This window comes from Marinomonas fungiae (assembly GCF_001418205.1).
GTDB lineage: Bacteria > Pseudomonadota > Gammaproteobacteria > Pseudomonadales > Marinomonadaceae > Marinomonas > Marinomonas fungiae.
Map to the genome: position 1 here is coordinate 36,346 of NZ_LIQF01000005.1, position 15,016 is coordinate 51,361.

Below are 15,016 nucleotides of genomic sequence, written 5' to 3' on the forward strand. Positions count from 1 at the left end.
TGGAGTTATGGTGGAGTACTGGATTCGAACCAGTGACCAATTGATTAAAAGTCAACTGCTCTACCAACTGAGCTAACGACCCATTATCACTAAACAAGAAGAGTTGGTGGGTCGTACTGGATTCGAACCAGTGACCAATTGATTAAAAGTCAACTGCTCTACCAACTGAGCTAACGACCCAACGGGCGCGTATAATACAGTCGTCACTGGATATTGCAAGAAATTATTTCATATTATTCAAATAATTAGTCGCTAAGCTGGCAGCATTTGAGTCGGGATAGTTAGCAATCACACGCTGAAAATAATCTTTTGCGCTGGATTGATTTCCCAACTGATCATTGACAATACCTAATTTATAAATGGCATCGGGCACTTTTGCATGACCCGCAAAGGAGTCCTGGACTATTTGAAACTGCACCAACGCTTCCCCTTGATCGCCAAGCACTAAAGCTAATTCACCAAGCCAATAGTGACCATTACCGGTTAGCATATTATTAGGGTACTGCTTCACAAAACTCCTAAGCGCCGCTTGTGCACGATCAAAGTTTTTTGAGCGAATCAAATCGTACGCAGCATCGTAAGCAGCTTTCGCCTCAGCACTGGGTTCCACAAGTTTGACCGGACGAACTGGAGCACTAGCTACAACTGAAGTATTGACTGTTGGCGCTGCTGAAATCGCGCTATTGTTCGACGCCGTTACTTCTGGCACTGAGCTCGACACTTGACTAGTAACTGCACGAGGCGCGCTAGAAACTTTGGACGATAAATCAGACACCCGCTTATCAAGATCAATGTATCGATCTTTAGACAACGACTGTAACTTATTTAATTCATATTGCTGTTGCTCTACTTTGCCACGCAACTGAGACACTTCTTGCTGCAACATTTCCAACTGATATAGCAAATCAGCTGCAACATTCGCCGAAACACCATTCGCTGTGTTAGCCATTGCGATTGGTGCTGACAGCGTCAGCACCAATGCAAGGGAGCTTATTTTAAAACGAGTGCTCATTACTCGTAACGAACCTCTACACGGCGGTTTAGCTGCCAAGAAGAGTCGTCATGACCGAAAGCAACTGGCACTTCTTCACCGAAGCTAACCGCTTCGATTTGAGAAGCTGCAACGCCTTGGATAGTTAAGTAACGCATGATTGCTTTTGCACGACGTTCACCTAGCGCCATGTTGTACTCACGAGTACCACGCTCATCAGCATGACCTTCAAGAACGATACGCGCATCAGGGTTTTCCATTAGGAATTGAGCGTGTTTCGCCAATGCTTCACGAGCTTCTGGACGAACGATAGATTTATCGAAGTCAAAGTAAAATACTGTCGCAACACCAGCCAACAGATCCGCTGCTTTCTGTGCAGCGGTACGGTCATCAACCATTACGCTATTTAGTGAACCATCTTCACCAGCAGCGTAGGTAGAATCAGTAGAACCCGCAGTAGAACCTTCGCTTGCCATAGAAGACGCGTCAGACTCTGACCCCGTCGTGCTACAACCAGCCAACCAAGCTGCAGATAGACCGATCACTGCAAACTTACCCAATTTTGATACACTCATTACTAGCTCCTTAAAAAGTGCTTATTATTTAAAGTAGGGAGACCAAGCAGGTTCTCGCACATCTCCTTCAGCTGATGGTAGCCTATATTTAACAAGGCCATCAACTGAAACAACAGACAAGATACCTTTCCCACGATCTGACGTGGCATACATCACCATACTGCCATTTGGGGCAATACTCGGTGATTCATCCAAGTAAGTTTCTGTTAACACTTGCACACGGCCAGTGTTCATATCCTGTAACGCAACATGATAGTTACCGTTATTCTTTTGTACCGTAACTAAGTAACGACCATCTGGAGTTAAACGCGCACGAGTATTCAACTCACCTTCAAAGGTAACACGTTCAACATTTTTTGTTCGAACATCCAAGCGATAGATTTGTGGGTTACCACCGCGATCGGAGGTAAAAATAATACCCTTCCCATCAGGCTCCCAGCTCGGCTCAGTATCAATCGAATAATGGTTCGTCATACGCTCAAGACGTCGCGTTGCAATATCTAACGTGTAAATCTCAGGGTTATTATCCTTAGACAATACTAAAGCAAGTTTCTTACCATCAGGTGACCAAGCAGGGGCACCGTTCAAACCACGGAATTGTGTCAGTTGTTGTTGCTTCCCGGTAGCTAGCTCTTGAATAAAAATGCTAGGACGACGGTTTCGGAACATTACGTACGCAATTTGACGACCATCATGACTCCAAGAAGGTGACAAAATAGGCTCTTTCGAACTCACAATGACTTGTGGACGGAAACCGTCTGCATCAGCCACTTGCAATTTATACGTCGGACTTGTCTTACTTCCTTCTGCGGTAACATATAGGATGCGCGTACTGAAAGCACCTCGAATCCCAGTTAACTGCTCGTAAATTTTATCGCTAATAAAATGCGCCGCGTCTCGAAAGTTACTTGGCGCCACATCCAATGCCTCGCGATTACCTACACGAGCTTGCGTAAGTACATTCAGCAACTCATAACTAATACGGTAAGTTCCGTTACCATTATTAGCCACGCTCCCTACCAATACATAGTCAGCCTTTAATAAGCGCCAATCACGATAAAAAACATTTTCTGAAGAGCTTGGCAAACTCAACATGTTGGCACGCGGAATGGCCTCAAATACACCACTACGCTTAAGGTCTGACTCGACTATCCCCGCGACATCTTCAGGCAATGGTGAATTACCAGTATAGCCGAATGGCACAATGGCAATGGGTAACAGCTGGTCCGAACCACTGGTAATCTCAATAACAAGCTGTGCCCGAGCGGGCAAAGCCAAGGTTAAACAGGCCAAAAACAAGGCAAATACAATGTTCTTTTTCATCAGTTTCTCAAATCCTGCGGGTTAAACAACAAATCGACTTGTCTAAAATTACGCTCAAAGATATACGACTCAACCTTTGACAACTCCTCGATTCGACCAACTTTATAGACCGCGTCCATCGCGTATTTGTCAAATGTTGCATTACCACTCCCTTTCAACACTTGAACATCTGCCACTTCACCATTTGGTAAAAAGTTAATACGCAATAACGTCTTCATTCCATTACGGGCGCTTGGTGGGCGTATCCAAGCATCAGTCACACGACGATTGATCAAGCTACTAATAGACTGCACCATCTGCCCTGCTTCCGCCGCTTTTCGTCGAGCATCCTCTTCATCCATAGCTCGCTGCACAGCTTCTTCAGCACGCTTACGTCGCTCAGCTTCTTGGCGCGCTTGCTCTTCAGCTTTACGCTTACGCTCAGCTTCTTGTCTCGCTTTTTCTTCAGCGGCTTTCTTTTCTTTTGCTATACGCTCTTGGCGAGCTTTTTCTTCAGCTGCTTTCTTCTCTTTAGCTAGCTGCTCTTGCTTTGCTTTTTCTTGCGCTGCTTTCTTTTCCTTGGCAAGTCGTTCTTGACGAGCTTTTTCATCAGCCGCTTTCTGTTTTTCTATAGCCGCTTGGCGTTCTGCTTCAGCCTTCTGGCGCGCTTGCTCTTGCTGTTTACGCGTGGCTTCAGCTTCACGGCGTTGTTTTTCCAGCGCTTCGCGCTCAGCCTTGCGCCTAGCCTCATCCCGGGCTTTTTGCTTAGCTTCCTGCTGCGCCTTCACTGCTGCATCAGCAGCCCGCCTCTCTTCCGCTTCACGCTGCCCAATAATTGTGTCTGCCACATCAATAATAGTGGCATTTACAATCGGAGGACGCTTGGGCGGCTCGGGAGCCTTTTCTGAAAGCCCAGCCAATAAAGCACCACCCACAATCACGGCAACATGCAAACCAACAGCTAGCACAACCGGCAATGAGTAGCTTTCTTTATCTGTAAACTTCATTATTTATTCAGGCTCCGTCACTAGGCCTACATTAGGCGCCCCAGCACTTTGCAAAGCCACCATCAAGCCAACGACCTGACCATAAGAAACGTTCTTGTCTCCACGCACCAAGATAGGCAAGCGTGGATTTTGCGCCAACACTTTCTTGACCCGACTCTTTAGATCATCCAGGGAAATTGCGCTCTGCTTACCACCAATATCGATAAAATAATTACCATCACGGTCAACGGAGGCAATTAAGACATCAGACTCATCATTTTGAATCGGTGCCGCATTGGCATTTGGCAACTCAACATCAACACCTTGCGTCAACATCGGCGCTGTAATCATAAAAATAACCAACAACACCAACATGACATCAATGTAAGGTACAACGTTGATTTCTGATACTGGTTTACGACGTCTACTACGGCGGCTAGAAGGCATGACTAGTTTCCTTCACGAACATGCACTTTACGGTACAAAACACCACTAAACTCATTGGCAAAGTTTTCATAACTAGAAGCCAAAGAATCCGCAGTAGTCGAAAAACGGTTATAAGCCACCACAGCTGGGATCGCCGCAGCAAGACCAATTGCCGTTGCAATCAAGGCTTCCGCAATACCCGGCGCTACCGTCGCCAAAGTAGCTTGCTGCACTTCTGACAAGCCAATGAAAGCATGCATAATCCCCCAAACCGTTCCAAATAGCCCCACATATGGACTAATCGAGCCAACTGTCGCTAAGAAAGGTAAGTGCTGATCTAATTTTTCTTCTTCACGGTATAAAGCGACGCGCATGGCACGATCTACACCAGCGATGATTGCATCAGCCTCAACCGTGCCATTCTGGCGTAAACGCGTAAATTCTTTAATACCCGCAGCAAAAATATTCTCCATCCCCTCAACTTTACGACCATCAACCGTTAGCTGGCGATATAAGTTACTGAGATCGATACCGGACCAAAACTGATCCTCAAAGTGACGTCGCACTTTTAACGCTCTGCGAAGTACTCGCTTACGTTGAAAGATCACAATCCAAGAAAAAATCGATGCCAACAACAAGGTCAACATCACTAGCTGCACCACGAAACTGGCGTTAAAAATTAGGCCCCAAATGGACATAAGTTTAAATTCCTTTATTCAAAATCTTGAGGTAATTGATAGTCAAAATGCTCATAAGCACGTTTTGTCACCTGTCTTCCGCGCGGTGTTCGAATGACAAAACCTTGCTGAATTAAGAACGGCTCAATCACATCTTCAATGGTATCTTTATCTTCGCCAACTGCAGCTGCAATACTATCTAGACCCACTGGACGCCCATCAAACTTTTCTATCATGGTCAATAACATACGCCGGTCAAGATGATCAAAACCCTGACTGTCTACACTTAACATATCCAAGGCCCGTTGAGCAACAGCTTGGCCCACTAGCATATCACCACTAACCTGCGCCACATCTCGCACACGTCGTAACAGACGATTTGCAATACGCGGGGTACCGCGCGAACGCCGAGCCACCTCGAAGCAACCAGAGTCATCCAAATCTACGCCCAGCTTTCCAGCGGAACGTTTGACAATTGTAGTCAGCGATTCGACATCATAAAACTCCAAACGTTGCACAATTCCGAAACGATCGCGTAAAGGTGATGTAAGCAAGCCCGCACGGGTAGTCGCACCCACTAAAGTAAAGGGAGGGATATCAATTTTTATTGATCTCGCTGCTGGCCCTTCCCCAATCATAATGTCTATCTGGTAATCCTCCATAGCGGGATAGAGCACCTCTTCGATAGCGGGATTCAGACGGTGTATCTCATCAATAAAGAGTACATCTCCTTCTTCCAGATTGGTGAGCAAGGCAGCTAAATCTCCTGCTCGCTCAAGCACCGGCCCTGAAGTAGACTTAATTTCTGCCCCCATTTCATTGGCAATGATATTAGCTAAAGTGGTTTTGCCTAAACCTGGCGGACCAAAAATCAAAGAATGATCCAAGGGCTCACCACGCTGACGCGCTGCTTGGATAAAAATACTCATTTGCTCTTTGACCACAGGCTGACCAATGTATTCAGCTAAGCTCTGGGGACGAATAGCGCGATCCACCTGCCCCTCACTTCCTCGTACTTGAGGAGAGATAATACGGTCATGTTCAATCATAAATTATTTCAACATGCTCTTTAGAGCCGCTCTAATTAGTGTTTCACTGTTAGATTCATCTTTAGGTAACTTCGCGATAGCTCGCGCGGCTTCTTGAGGTTTATAACCTAAAGCAATCAACGCCGCTTCCGCCTCTTGTCGTGGATCCGTTTGCACTTGGACCACGACTGCGCGCTCAGTAAATAGATCCTGTTTGGCGGCATGTCCTAGCTTATCACGCAATTCCACCACAAGTCGCTCTGCGGTACGCTTCCCTACTCCAGGAATCTTCGTCAGAGAATCCACTTGAGATTCTTGCACAGCTAGAATCAATTCAGATGGCGACATACTTGAAAGTACAGACAGAGCCATTTTAGGCCCGATACCGTTCACTTTAATCAGTATTCTAAACAAAGCACGCTCATCTTTCGTTATGAAGCCATATAAGGAATGAGCGTCTTCTTTCACTTGAAAATGAGTATGTAGGATGACACTCTGCCCAATCGCAGGCAACTCATAAATTGTGCTCATGGAAGCCATAATTTCGTAACCAATACCACCAACATCAACTAACAGCTCTGGTGGTGATTTTTCCACAAGTGTGCCAACAATTCGTCCAATCATTACTTCGTCCTCAAATCTGATAATTGCCAGCGTTTTGTTGCTCGCCCCGCTCGTTTACCGACACCATATTCTAGGCCATCCGATGTCCTTGTATTGGCATGACACAAAGCAATGGCCAAAGCGTCCGCCGCATCCGCTTGCGGTGTTGTTTCTAGCTTCAATAGCAGCTGCACCATCGCCTGAACCTGACTTTTATCAGCATTACCATTCCCCACGACCGATTGCTTTACCCGACGAGCTGCGTATTCATACACTGGCAAGTCAGCCATCGCCGCCGCCACAATTGCAGAGCCTCGCGCCTGACCAAGCTTCAGTGCAGAGTTAGCATTCTTAGCTAAGAACACCTCCTCAATTGCAAATTCATTTGGCTTGAACTGTTCAATCACTTCGCTAACACATTCAAAGATACGTTTTAAGCGCACCGCCAAATTTTCATCTGGCAAGCGTATACAGCCACTGCTTACATAGTGGATTTTGCCATTAATAAAATCCACAACCCCAAAGCCCGTTAAGCGAGAACCAGGGTCAATTGCTAAAATTCGAGCCAAAACACTTCCTATTATGCAGCCAGTAAAAACACTGTATATTTCAACAGCCTGAAGCAGACATTGCAATCAATAGCCACAAAAAAGGGCCAACAAACGTGGCCCTTTTTAACATTTAAACCTTACGGTTTAAGAAATTACTCTGCAACCGGCTTACGCACACGGATGCTCAATTCTTTAAGCTGCTTCTCGCTAACTTCACCAGGCGCTTGCGTCAATAGACAGGTTGCACTTTGAGTTTTCGGGAAAGCAATAACGTCACGAATAGACGCCGAGCCAGTCATCAGCATCACTAGACGGTCAAGACCGAACGCCAAACCACCGTGTGGCGGCGCGCCGAACTTCAATGCATCTAATAGGAAGCCAAACTTCTCTTCTTGCTCTTCAGCAGAGATGTTTAGCAAACCAAATACAGTTTGCTGCATCTCAGCTTGGTGAATACGAATCGAACCACCACCCAGCTCAGTACCGTTAAGCACCATATCGTAGGCTTGGGAAAGCGCCGTTAGCGGGTTTGCTTGCAACTCTTCTGGCGAACATGAAGGCGCAGTGAATGGGTGGTGAATTGCAGTCACCCCGCCATCTGGCGTTTCTTCAAACATCGGGAAATCAACTACCCAAAGCGGCGCCCATTCACAAGTATAAAGGTCAAGATCCGCACCCAGCTTGCAACGTAGTGCACCCAGCGCTTCGTTTACGATGTTAGTTTGGTCGGCACCGAAGAAAATCAAATCGCCATCTTGTGCTTCTACTCGATCGAGCAATGCTTGACGCACTTCTGTCGGTAGGAACTTAACGATTGGCGACTGTAGACCTTCTTCAAGGTCAGATTTGTCGTTTACCTTGATGTAAGCCAAGCCTTTCGCACCGTAGATGCCAACGAATTTCGTGTATTCGTCGATCTGCTTACGAGTCAGAGCGTTACCACCAGGAACTTTCAGCGCCGCAACGCGACCTTTTGGATCTGAAGCTGGGCCAGAGAAGACTTTAAAGTCTACATCTGTCATCAAGTCAGAAACCGTTTCAATCGTTAGCGGGATACGTAAGTCAGGCTTGTCTGAACCGTATTTTTCCATCGCTTCAGAGAAAGGCATACGAGGGAAGGCACCCAAGTCGATGTCTTTAAGCTCTTTGAACAAGTTAGAGATCATTCCCTCTGTTAGAGACATGATTTCTTCTTGGCCTAGGAAAGAAGTTTCCAAGTCGATCTGAGTAAATTCTGGCTGACGGTCAGCACGTAGATCTTCGTCACGGAAACATTTAGCAATTTGGTAGTAGCGATCAAAACCAGACACCATCAGTAGCTGCTTGAACAACTGAGGAGACTGAGGCAGCGCAAAGAAGCTACCTTGGTGCGTACGGCTTGGTACCAAGTAGTCACGCGCACCTTCCGGTGTCGCACGAGTCAGAATTGGCGTTTCGATGTCTAGGAAGCCATTTTCGTCTAGGTAACGACGCAGTACAGAAGTCACTTTAGAACGGAAACGTAGCTTTTGCTGAATTTCTGGACGACGCAAATCGATGAAACGGTTTTTCAGACGAACGTCTTCACCAACAGTTTGGTGATCGTCAAGCTGGAATGGAGGCGTCGCAGCACGGTTTAGGATTTCAAGCTCGTGACCCAGTACTTCAATCTCACCCGTTGTCATGTTTGGGTTAACAGTACCTTCTGGACGAGCCCGAACAAGACCTTTAATTTGTACTACGAATTCACTACGGCAGCTGTCAGCCAAGGCAAAACTTTCTGCACGATCTGGATCGAATACAACCTGAGTCAGACCTTCGCGATCACGTAGATCCAAGAAAATAACACCACCGTGATCTCGACGACGGTGTACCCAGCCGCTAAGAGTGACTTCTTCTGAAATGTTTTTTGCTGTTAACTCGCCGCAATAATGGCTGCGCATAATTCCTATCCTATTACTGTCTCGCAAAGTTGCGAACGTACCGTTATTCACCCTGTGTTATTCATACGAAATGCTAATAAAGCAATAAAACAGGGAGGTATTAATCATTTAAGGCCCAGCATTATATGCCAAGCGCTTTGGACTCTCTAGGGCATGACTTAAATTTCTAATCCAGTTAAAGAAAAATTCTTACAATTTCCGCAACCAGCTCCACACCGCGACTCTTCATAATCACTTCATCCCCCTCTTCTTTACCGAGCAAGGATTTACCAAGAGGTGTTTGCGGCGTCACCAAAAGAATCGATTTATCCTGACTTTCAAATTCACCACCACCGCAGCATTGAGACAGAATAATAACTCTATTCCAACCATCTCGACGTTCGACTTCAAACACAGAGCCCACAGCAATCTCGTCACTGTCGGCAAAAGCCATTTTCCTAAAATAAGCCAGATCAGCCTCACACTCAGCCACACGTACCGACTGTCCATGGGCCAAGTAAGAATTCTCCAAACCGAATGTATCCCATTTGGTTTCAGCCACACTTTCAGTGCTAGTCGCCGCTTGGCGTGCCTGATCTGCAGCTTCCTTAGCTACTTTCACACGAGTCTCTGCGTATTCAATCAAACTTAGCTGCAACTGTTCTAAAAACATTTTCTTCACAAACAAAAAAGCCACTGTAAAAACAGTGGCTTTTATACACGATTTATCGGCAAATTACAGACGAACAGTCGATAATATTTGCTCTACAACATCATCATGACTGCCTTCTGACAGCTGAATGTCAGCTACAGCAGCATCCGCCACCACAACCACAACACCCGTTTGCTTAAGCAACTCCGCCTCAGCAGATGTCGCATCTAATTTAGCCAATGCCACGACTCCACGGCGTAGTAATGAACGCTCAAGCTGCTGTGCATCAACTGCAGAACCTGATGCTAGCGCAACAACAGCTGGCTTCTGACCTAAACGCGCAGCTCGCTCTTCCGCTGTTACCACCGTATCAGCATCCAGATCACCTACCGTCTCTTCAACCATACCCGCACCAACGGTTACGTTTGATAGACGATCAATAATGATTAAGGCACCGGTCAACGGACTGGTTTGGTAGCTATCGAATGCCACCGGTGCATCAAAGCTAATCACACAGTCAGCAATAACGTTTAACTCAACCTGATCCACTTGCGTTTGCTCAAGCGTGTTCACATCAATACGGTAGTTAATGTGGTGAACCTTACCCGGCACAGTTTGCGTACCAAGCTTAAAGTTGTAAAGTTTGCCTGGCACCAATGGCTGCTCAGACATCCAGACAACAGACGCACGTAGGTTGGCACTAATTTCTGGCTCATGACCAGGGTGAACAATCATGTCACCACGGCTGATGTCGATTTCATCTTCAAGCGTCAAGGTAACCGCTTGACCAACTTTCGCCACCTCCAAGTTACCATCGTAAGTCACGATTTCAGCAACTTTAGACTTCTTACCTGAAGGCAGAGCAACGATTTCATCACCAGGCTTCACTTGGCCTGCTGCGATAGTGCCTGCAAAGCCACGGAAGTCAAGGTTTGGACGGTTAACGTACTGCACAGGGAAACGGAACGAGTCACTCTTAGCATCACGATTAATCTGAACCTGCTCAAGAATCTCCATCAAAGGACCGCCTTGATACCAAGGCGTTTGCTCAGACGCATTTACAACGTTGTCACCCTTAAGGGCAGACATTGGCACAAAGTACACATCTTCAGGCTTACGGTTACCAAGCTGCTCAATAAACTCTAAGTAGCTTGCACGGATTTCGTTGAATTTCTCTTCGGAGAAGCCCACCAAATCCATTTTATTGATTGCAACAACAACGTGCTTAATACCCAACAGGGAAGCAATATAGCTGTGACGACGGGTTTGCGTCTGCACACCGTAACGAGCGTCAATCAAAATGATTGCAAGGTCACAAGACGATGCGCCTGTCGCCATGTTACGTGTGTATTGTTCGTGCCCAGGCGTATCCGCGATAATGAACTTACGCTTCTCAGTTGAGAAGTAACGGTAAGCTACATCGATTGTGATACCTTGCTCACGCTCTGCTTGTAGGCCGTCCACAAGTAGCGCCAAATCAACTTCTTCGCCTTGTGTGCCAGATTTTTTACTGTCACGCTTTACCGCATCTAAGTGGTCTTCATAGATCAACTTAGAATCATGTAGCAAGCGACCGATTAGGGTACTTTTACCATCGTCTACGTTACCGCAGGTTAGCAGGCGAAGCAGGTCTTTTTCTTCGTGCTGTTTTAGGTAGCCAAGGATATCTTGACTGATCATTTCTGATTGATGAGACATTCTTACAACTCCTAGCCTTAGAAATAACCTTGCTTCTTCTTCTCTTCCATCGAACCCGCAGAATCATGGTCGATGACACGGCCCTGACGCTCTGAACTCTTCGTCAACAGCATCTCTTGAATGATTTCAGGCAATGTATCCGCCTCAGATTCCACCGCACCCGTTAGTGGGTAACAGCCAAGCGTACGGAAACGTACTGATTTCATTTCTGGCACTTCGCCTTCTTTCAAAGGCATACGCTCATCGTCAACCATGATTTGAACACCATCGCGCTCAACCACTGGACGTTTCGCAGCGAAGTAAAGAGGAACAATTGGAATGCTCTCTAGGTAGATGTATTGCCAGATATCCAGCTCCGTCCAGTTAGATAGAGGGAACACACGAATACTTTCGCCCTTGTTCACCTTACCGTTGTAAATATTCCACAACTCTGGACGCTGGTTTTTTGGATCCCAGCGGTGTTGTTTATCACGGAAAGAGTACACGCGCTCTTTCGCACGGGATTTTTCTTCGTCACGACGCGCACCCCCAAAGGCTGCATCGAAACCGTATTTATCAAGCGCTTGTTTCAAGCCTTGAGTTTTCATAACGTCTGTGTGTACTGCACTGCCATGAGTGAACGGCCCGATACCTTGAGCAACACCCTCTGGGTTTTGATGCACTAGAAGATCAAGACCTAGCTTCGCAACCATCTCGTCACGGAACGTAATCATTTCTTTGAACTTCCAACCTGTGTCAACGTGCAATAGCGGGAACGGCGGCTTACCTGGGTAAAACGCTTTCATAGCAAGATGCAGCATGACCGCTGAATCTTTACCAATGGAATACAGCATGACCGGATTGTCAAACTCTGCAGCCACTTCACGAATAATGTGAATACTTTCAGCTTCAAGCTGTTTAAGGTGAGTCAGTCTTGCCTCTGTAACTGTCATATTATCTCGTCCAAATATTAAAAGGCTTCGGCATTTCGCTAACTATAACATGCCAGAAAGTTATAAAAACCAGCGCAACTAGATTTTCATAGCATATAGATATTAAAAAAGGCTCATAATGAGCCTTTCTATAAGAGCCAAAACAGTGCTGCAAACTTTACAAGCCATTTGGCAGATTGCGCATCACCAAACCAAGCTCTAATTGCTCAGGTTGATAAGGCAGAGGGATACGTACCTTGTGACCGGAACCAGGCGCCACCGCCATCGTTTCGCCTTTCAGGTTTTCCATTGCCTCAATGCTGTACAACATGCTGCCCTTAGGGGTAATCAACTCAATCGAATCTCCCACTTTAAAGCGGTTTTTCACATCAATCGTCAACCAGCCATTATTCCAATCCAGCATTTCACCCACAAACTGCTGGCGATCAGAGATCGAGTTGCCGTACTGATAGTTTTGATATTGATCATGAACATGACGGCGGTAGAAGCCTTCGGTATAACCACGGTTTGCCAAGCCTTCTAACTTATCCATCAATGACATATCAAACGGTTGCCCATGAATCGCATCATCAATTGCCTTACGGTACAACTGAGCAGTACGAGCAGCGTAGAAGTGTGACTTGGTACGACCCTCGATTTTCAGAGAATGCACCCCCAGCTCAATCAACTTCTCAACGTGTTGAATGGCACGCAAATCTCGGCTATTCATGATGTAGGTGCCATGCTCATCTTCAAATGCAGGCATAAACTCCCCTTCACGCCCTTGCTCACGCAGCAATACCACATCATCAAATGGCTTACCTTCACCTAGAGTTGGTGCAGTAAACTCAGATGGATCAAAGCTCTGCACACCTTTTAGATGACTGCCATCCGCTGGCACAATATCGCCATTCTCGTCTTGCACCGCAGATTTCACATCGTACTGCCAACGGCAAGAGTTAGTACAAGTCCCCTGATTAGGATCACGACGATTAAAGTAACCTGATAGCAAACAACGACCAGAGTAAGCAATACATAATGAACCGTGTACAAACGTCTCAATTTCCATTTCCGGAACCATTTGACGAATCTCACCAACCTCATCAAGCGATAGTTCACGTGATAGAATTACGCGCTCCAGCCCAAAGTTGTGCCAAAACTTCACTGTCGCCCAGTTCACCGCATTCGCTTGTACTGAAAGGTGGATCGGCATATCCGGCCACTTCTCTTTAATCAGCATCATCAAACCAGGATCAGACATAATCAGAGCATCTGGCCCCATTTCAACGACTGGCTCCATGTCTTTAATGAAGGTTTTGATCTTGGCGTTGTGTGGCGCAATATTAGTAGCAACGTAAAGCTTTTTACCTTGGCTATGCGCCTCTTCAATGCCTTGCGCAAGGTTTGCCATAGTAAAGTCATTGTTACGCACACGCAGACTGTAACGCGGCTGGCCTGCATACACTGCATCAGCACCATAGGCATAGGCATAGCGCATATTTTTTAAAGTACCAGCAGGAGAAAGCAATTCGGTCATAATGAATCTTTATCGAGGAGTGAATTTGGCGCGAATTCTAGCGAATTGCTCACCTTTTGCCTTATGCCAAAAACAAGAAAGGCTGAACAAGTCAGCCTTTCTTTGATCTATATCAAAACAGTTAACGGGTAGCTAAATTAACCACCATTAGCAATACTCAATTCCAACGACAATTGACGGACCTGAGCCTTCAAATTGTTAATTTCACGTAACACTTGCGGACGGAATTGATCAATCGATCGTATTGCCTCCTCAGTATTTGCCAAACGCGAACCTAAATTCGAAGGCACTTCTGGTGAACTAGGTTCTTTCGCCAGCTTATCCAAACCCTGACCTTGTTGACTCACCTGAGCCGCCAATCGATCCAGACCTTGCTTAAGAGACTTAAGTTGACTATCAAGTGTCGCAATGCGATCACTTTGAGCTTTAACAGTATCAGCCTGTTTAGAAGCAAGGCCAACTTCACTTTCAAGACTAGCAACCTTGGCAACTTGTTCCTTTTGATTCGCCTCTATTGTAGCTACTGTATTGACCATAGTATTGTAGCCATTTTCAATTTCATTAAACGTATCAGCTTGAACCGCGACGCGTTTACCTTGCGTCGACACCACTTCTCGCAAGTCCGCTAATTTACCTTGCAACACTTCAATTTTAGAGTCATTGGTAGCAATAGCGCTTCGGTTACGATCGTAGGCCACGGCCCACAACTTACGAATTTCACTGTCGTGATTTTTCAAAGTCTCTTCAACAGTGGAACCAAGCTCACTATTAGAAACATCAGCCGCTACTAATTGACTGTCTAAGTCCTGAATTTGACTACGAGCGCCCAACAATTCGTCACGCAGTTTTTGATTTTCCATCCATAACCAGTAGCCCCCTGCCCCCGCACCACCTATTATGAGCAATAGTAGGAAGTAAACAAACGCAAGGCTTGGCTTTTTGACCGGTGCATGCACAGCTGCAGTCGGTTTAGCTGGTGGAGGATTAAGGCGCTGTTTACCGGCCTTTTGGGTACTAGCACTTGTTGAAGTTCGGTCATTTAGCTCGTCTTGATCGAGCGTCAAGCTTGGAATTTCAACATCATCATCTTTTCGCATAAAGTATTCAGCCACTAATCTTTGTACAACTATGAAAATCTATGGGAATAAATAACCATACAAATAGAATGAATATAATAT

Annotated in this window: 15 protein-coding genes and 2 tRNA genes; all 17 read right to left on the reverse strand. The window is 46.1% G+C overall.

Annotation, left to right across the window (positions count from 1 at the left end):
• Window positions 1–8: 8 nt before the first annotated feature.
• The 17 genes from ASC49_RS08970 to ASC49_RS09050 all read right to left on the reverse strand — a co-directional run bounded on the left by ASC49_RS08970 (window position 9) and on the right by ASC49_RS09050 (window position 14,935).
• Window positions 9–82, reverse strand: a tRNA-Lys gene (locus ASC49_RS08970).
• Between the two features lie 22 nt (window positions 83–104).
• Window positions 105–180, reverse strand: a tRNA-Lys gene (locus ASC49_RS08975).
• Between the two features lie 43 nt (window positions 181–223).
• Window positions 224–1,012, reverse strand: a complete 789-nt coding sequence (gene ybgF, locus ASC49_RS08980) for a tol-pal system protein YbgF (protein WP_055462913.1) — start codon at window positions 1,010–1,012, stop codon at window positions 224–226.
• The gene (gene pal / locus ASC49_RS08985; protein ID WP_055462914.1) at window positions 1,012–1,566 is read right to left on the reverse strand and encodes a peptidoglycan-associated lipoprotein Pal; all 555 of its coding nucleotides are present in this window, start codon (window positions 1,564–1,566) and stop codon (window positions 1,012–1,014) included. Before pal ends, ybgF begins: the two co-directional genes overlap by 1 nt.
• 24 nt (window positions 1,567–1,590) lie before the next feature.
• Complete coding sequence (gene tolB, locus ASC49_RS08990) at window positions 1,591–2,889, reverse strand: Tol-Pal system beta propeller repeat protein TolB (RefSeq protein ID WP_055462915.1); 1,299 nt, start codon at window positions 2,887–2,889, stop codon at window positions 1,591–1,593.
• Entirely contained in the window at window positions 2,889–3,875 is a 987-nt protein-coding gene (gene tolA, locus ASC49_RS08995; protein ID WP_055462916.1) for a cell envelope integrity protein TolA, read from the reverse strand. Before tolA ends, tolB begins: the two co-directional genes overlap by 1 nt.
• 3 nt (window positions 3,876–3,878) lie before the next feature.
• A complete protein-coding gene (tolR, locus tag ASC49_RS09000; RefSeq protein ID WP_055462917.1) occupies window positions 3,879–4,301 on the reverse strand; it encodes a protein TolR in 423 nt (140 codons plus the stop codon).
• Between the two features lie 2 nt (window positions 4,302–4,303).
• A complete protein-coding gene (gene tolQ, locus ASC49_RS09005; RefSeq protein WP_055462918.1) occupies window positions 4,304–4,978 on the reverse strand; it encodes a protein TolQ in 675 nt (224 codons plus the stop codon).
• 14 nt (window positions 4,979–4,992) lie between these two features.
• Window positions 4,993–6,006, reverse strand: a complete 1,014-nt coding sequence (gene ruvB / locus ASC49_RS09010; protein ID WP_055462919.1) for a Holliday junction branch migration DNA helicase RuvB — start codon at window positions 6,004–6,006, stop codon at window positions 4,993–4,995.
• Window positions 6,007–6,009: 3 nt separating this feature from the next.
• On the reverse strand, window positions 6,010–6,609 hold the full coding sequence (gene ruvA, locus ASC49_RS09015; protein WP_055462920.1) for a Holliday junction branch migration protein RuvA: 600 nt from the start codon (window positions 6,607–6,609) through the stop codon (window positions 6,010–6,012).
• Window positions 6,609–7,157 (reverse strand): crossover junction endodeoxyribonuclease RuvC, encoded by a 549-nt coding sequence (ruvC, locus tag ASC49_RS09020; protein WP_055462921.1) that lies wholly within the window; start codon window positions 7,155–7,157, stop codon window positions 6,609–6,611. Before ruvC ends, ruvA begins: the two co-directional genes overlap by 1 nt.
• Before the next feature lie 134 nt (window positions 7,158–7,291).
• On the reverse strand, window positions 7,292–9,061 hold the full coding sequence (gene aspS / locus ASC49_RS09025; RefSeq protein WP_055462922.1) for an aspartate--tRNA ligase: 1,770 nt from the start codon (window positions 9,059–9,061) through the stop codon (window positions 7,292–7,294).
• A gap of 175 nt (window positions 9,062–9,236) precedes the next feature.
• Complete coding sequence (locus ASC49_RS09030) at window positions 9,237–9,722, reverse strand: GreA/GreB family elongation factor (protein ID WP_141656820.1); 486 nt, start codon at window positions 9,720–9,722, stop codon at window positions 9,237–9,239.
• Window positions 9,723–9,776: 54 nt separating this feature from the next.
• Window positions 9,777–11,390, reverse strand: coding sequence for a sulfate adenylyltransferase subunit CysN (cysN, locus tag ASC49_RS09035; protein WP_055462924.1), 1,614 nt, complete (start codon window positions 11,388–11,390; stop codon window positions 9,777–9,779).
• 17 nt (window positions 11,391–11,407) lie between these two features.
• Window positions 11,408–12,322 (reverse strand): sulfate adenylyltransferase subunit CysD, encoded by a 915-nt coding sequence (gene cysD / locus ASC49_RS09040; RefSeq protein ID WP_055462925.1) that lies wholly within the window; start codon window positions 12,320–12,322, stop codon window positions 11,408–11,410.
• 157 nt (window positions 12,323–12,479) lie between these two features.
• Window positions 12,480–13,838, reverse strand: coding sequence for a prephenate-dependent tRNA uridine(34) hydroxylase TrhP (gene trhP / locus ASC49_RS09045; RefSeq protein ID WP_055462926.1), 1,359 nt, complete (start codon window positions 13,836–13,838; stop codon window positions 12,480–12,482).
• Between the two features lie 137 nt (window positions 13,839–13,975).
• Complete coding sequence (locus ASC49_RS09050; RefSeq protein WP_055462927.1) at window positions 13,976–14,935, reverse strand: GumC domain-containing protein; 960 nt, start codon at window positions 14,933–14,935, stop codon at window positions 13,976–13,978.
• Window positions 14,936–15,016 lie beyond the last annotated feature (81 nt).

Excerpts from the sequence above, each read along its gene's own strand:
- ybgF (WP_055462913.1), bottom strand. The coding sequence starts at position 1,012 with ATGAGCACTCGTTTTAAAATAAGCTCCCTTGCATTGGTGCTGACGCTG.
- pal (WP_055462914.1), bottom strand. The coding sequence starts at position 1,566 with ATGAGTGTATCAAAATTGGGTAAGTTTGCAGTGATCGGTCTATCTGCA.
- tolB (WP_055462915.1), bottom strand. The coding sequence starts at position 2,889 with ATGAAAAAGAACATTGTATTTGCCTTGTTTTTGGCCTGTTTAACCTTG.
- tolA (WP_055462916.1), bottom strand. The coding sequence starts at position 3,875 with ATGAAGTTTACAGATAAAGAAAGCTACTCATTGCCGGTTGTGCTAGCT.
- tolR (WP_055462917.1), bottom strand. The coding sequence starts at position 4,301 with ATGCCTTCTAGCCGCCGTAGTAGACGTCGTAAACCAGTATCAGAAATC.
- tolQ (WP_055462918.1), bottom strand. The coding sequence starts at position 4,978 with ATGTCCATTTGGGGCCTAATTTTTAACGCCAGTTTCGTGGTGCAGCTA.
- ruvB (WP_055462919.1), bottom strand. The coding sequence starts at position 6,006 with ATGATTGAACATGACCGTATTATCTCTCCTCAAGTACGAGGAAGTGAG.
- ruvA (WP_055462920.1), bottom strand. The coding sequence starts at position 6,609 with ATGATTGGACGAATTGTTGGCACACTTGTGGAAAAATCACCACCAGAG.
- aspS (WP_055462922.1), bottom strand. The coding sequence starts at position 9,061 with ATGCGCAGCCATTATTGCGGCGAGTTAACAGCAAAAAACATTTCAGAA.
- cysN (WP_055462924.1), bottom strand. The coding sequence starts at position 11,390 with ATGTCTCATCAATCAGAAATGATCAGTCAAGATATCCTTGGCTACCTA.
- cysD (WP_055462925.1), bottom strand. The coding sequence starts at position 12,322 with ATGACAGTTACAGAGGCAAGACTGACTCACCTTAAACAGCTTGAAGCT.
- trhP (WP_055462926.1), bottom strand. The coding sequence starts at position 13,838 with ATGACCGAATTGCTTTCTCCTGCTGGTACTTTAAAAAATATGCGCTAT.
- ASC49_RS09050 (WP_055462927.1), bottom strand. The coding sequence starts at position 14,935 with ATGCGAAAAGATGATGATGTTGAAATTCCAAGCTTGACGCTCGATCAA.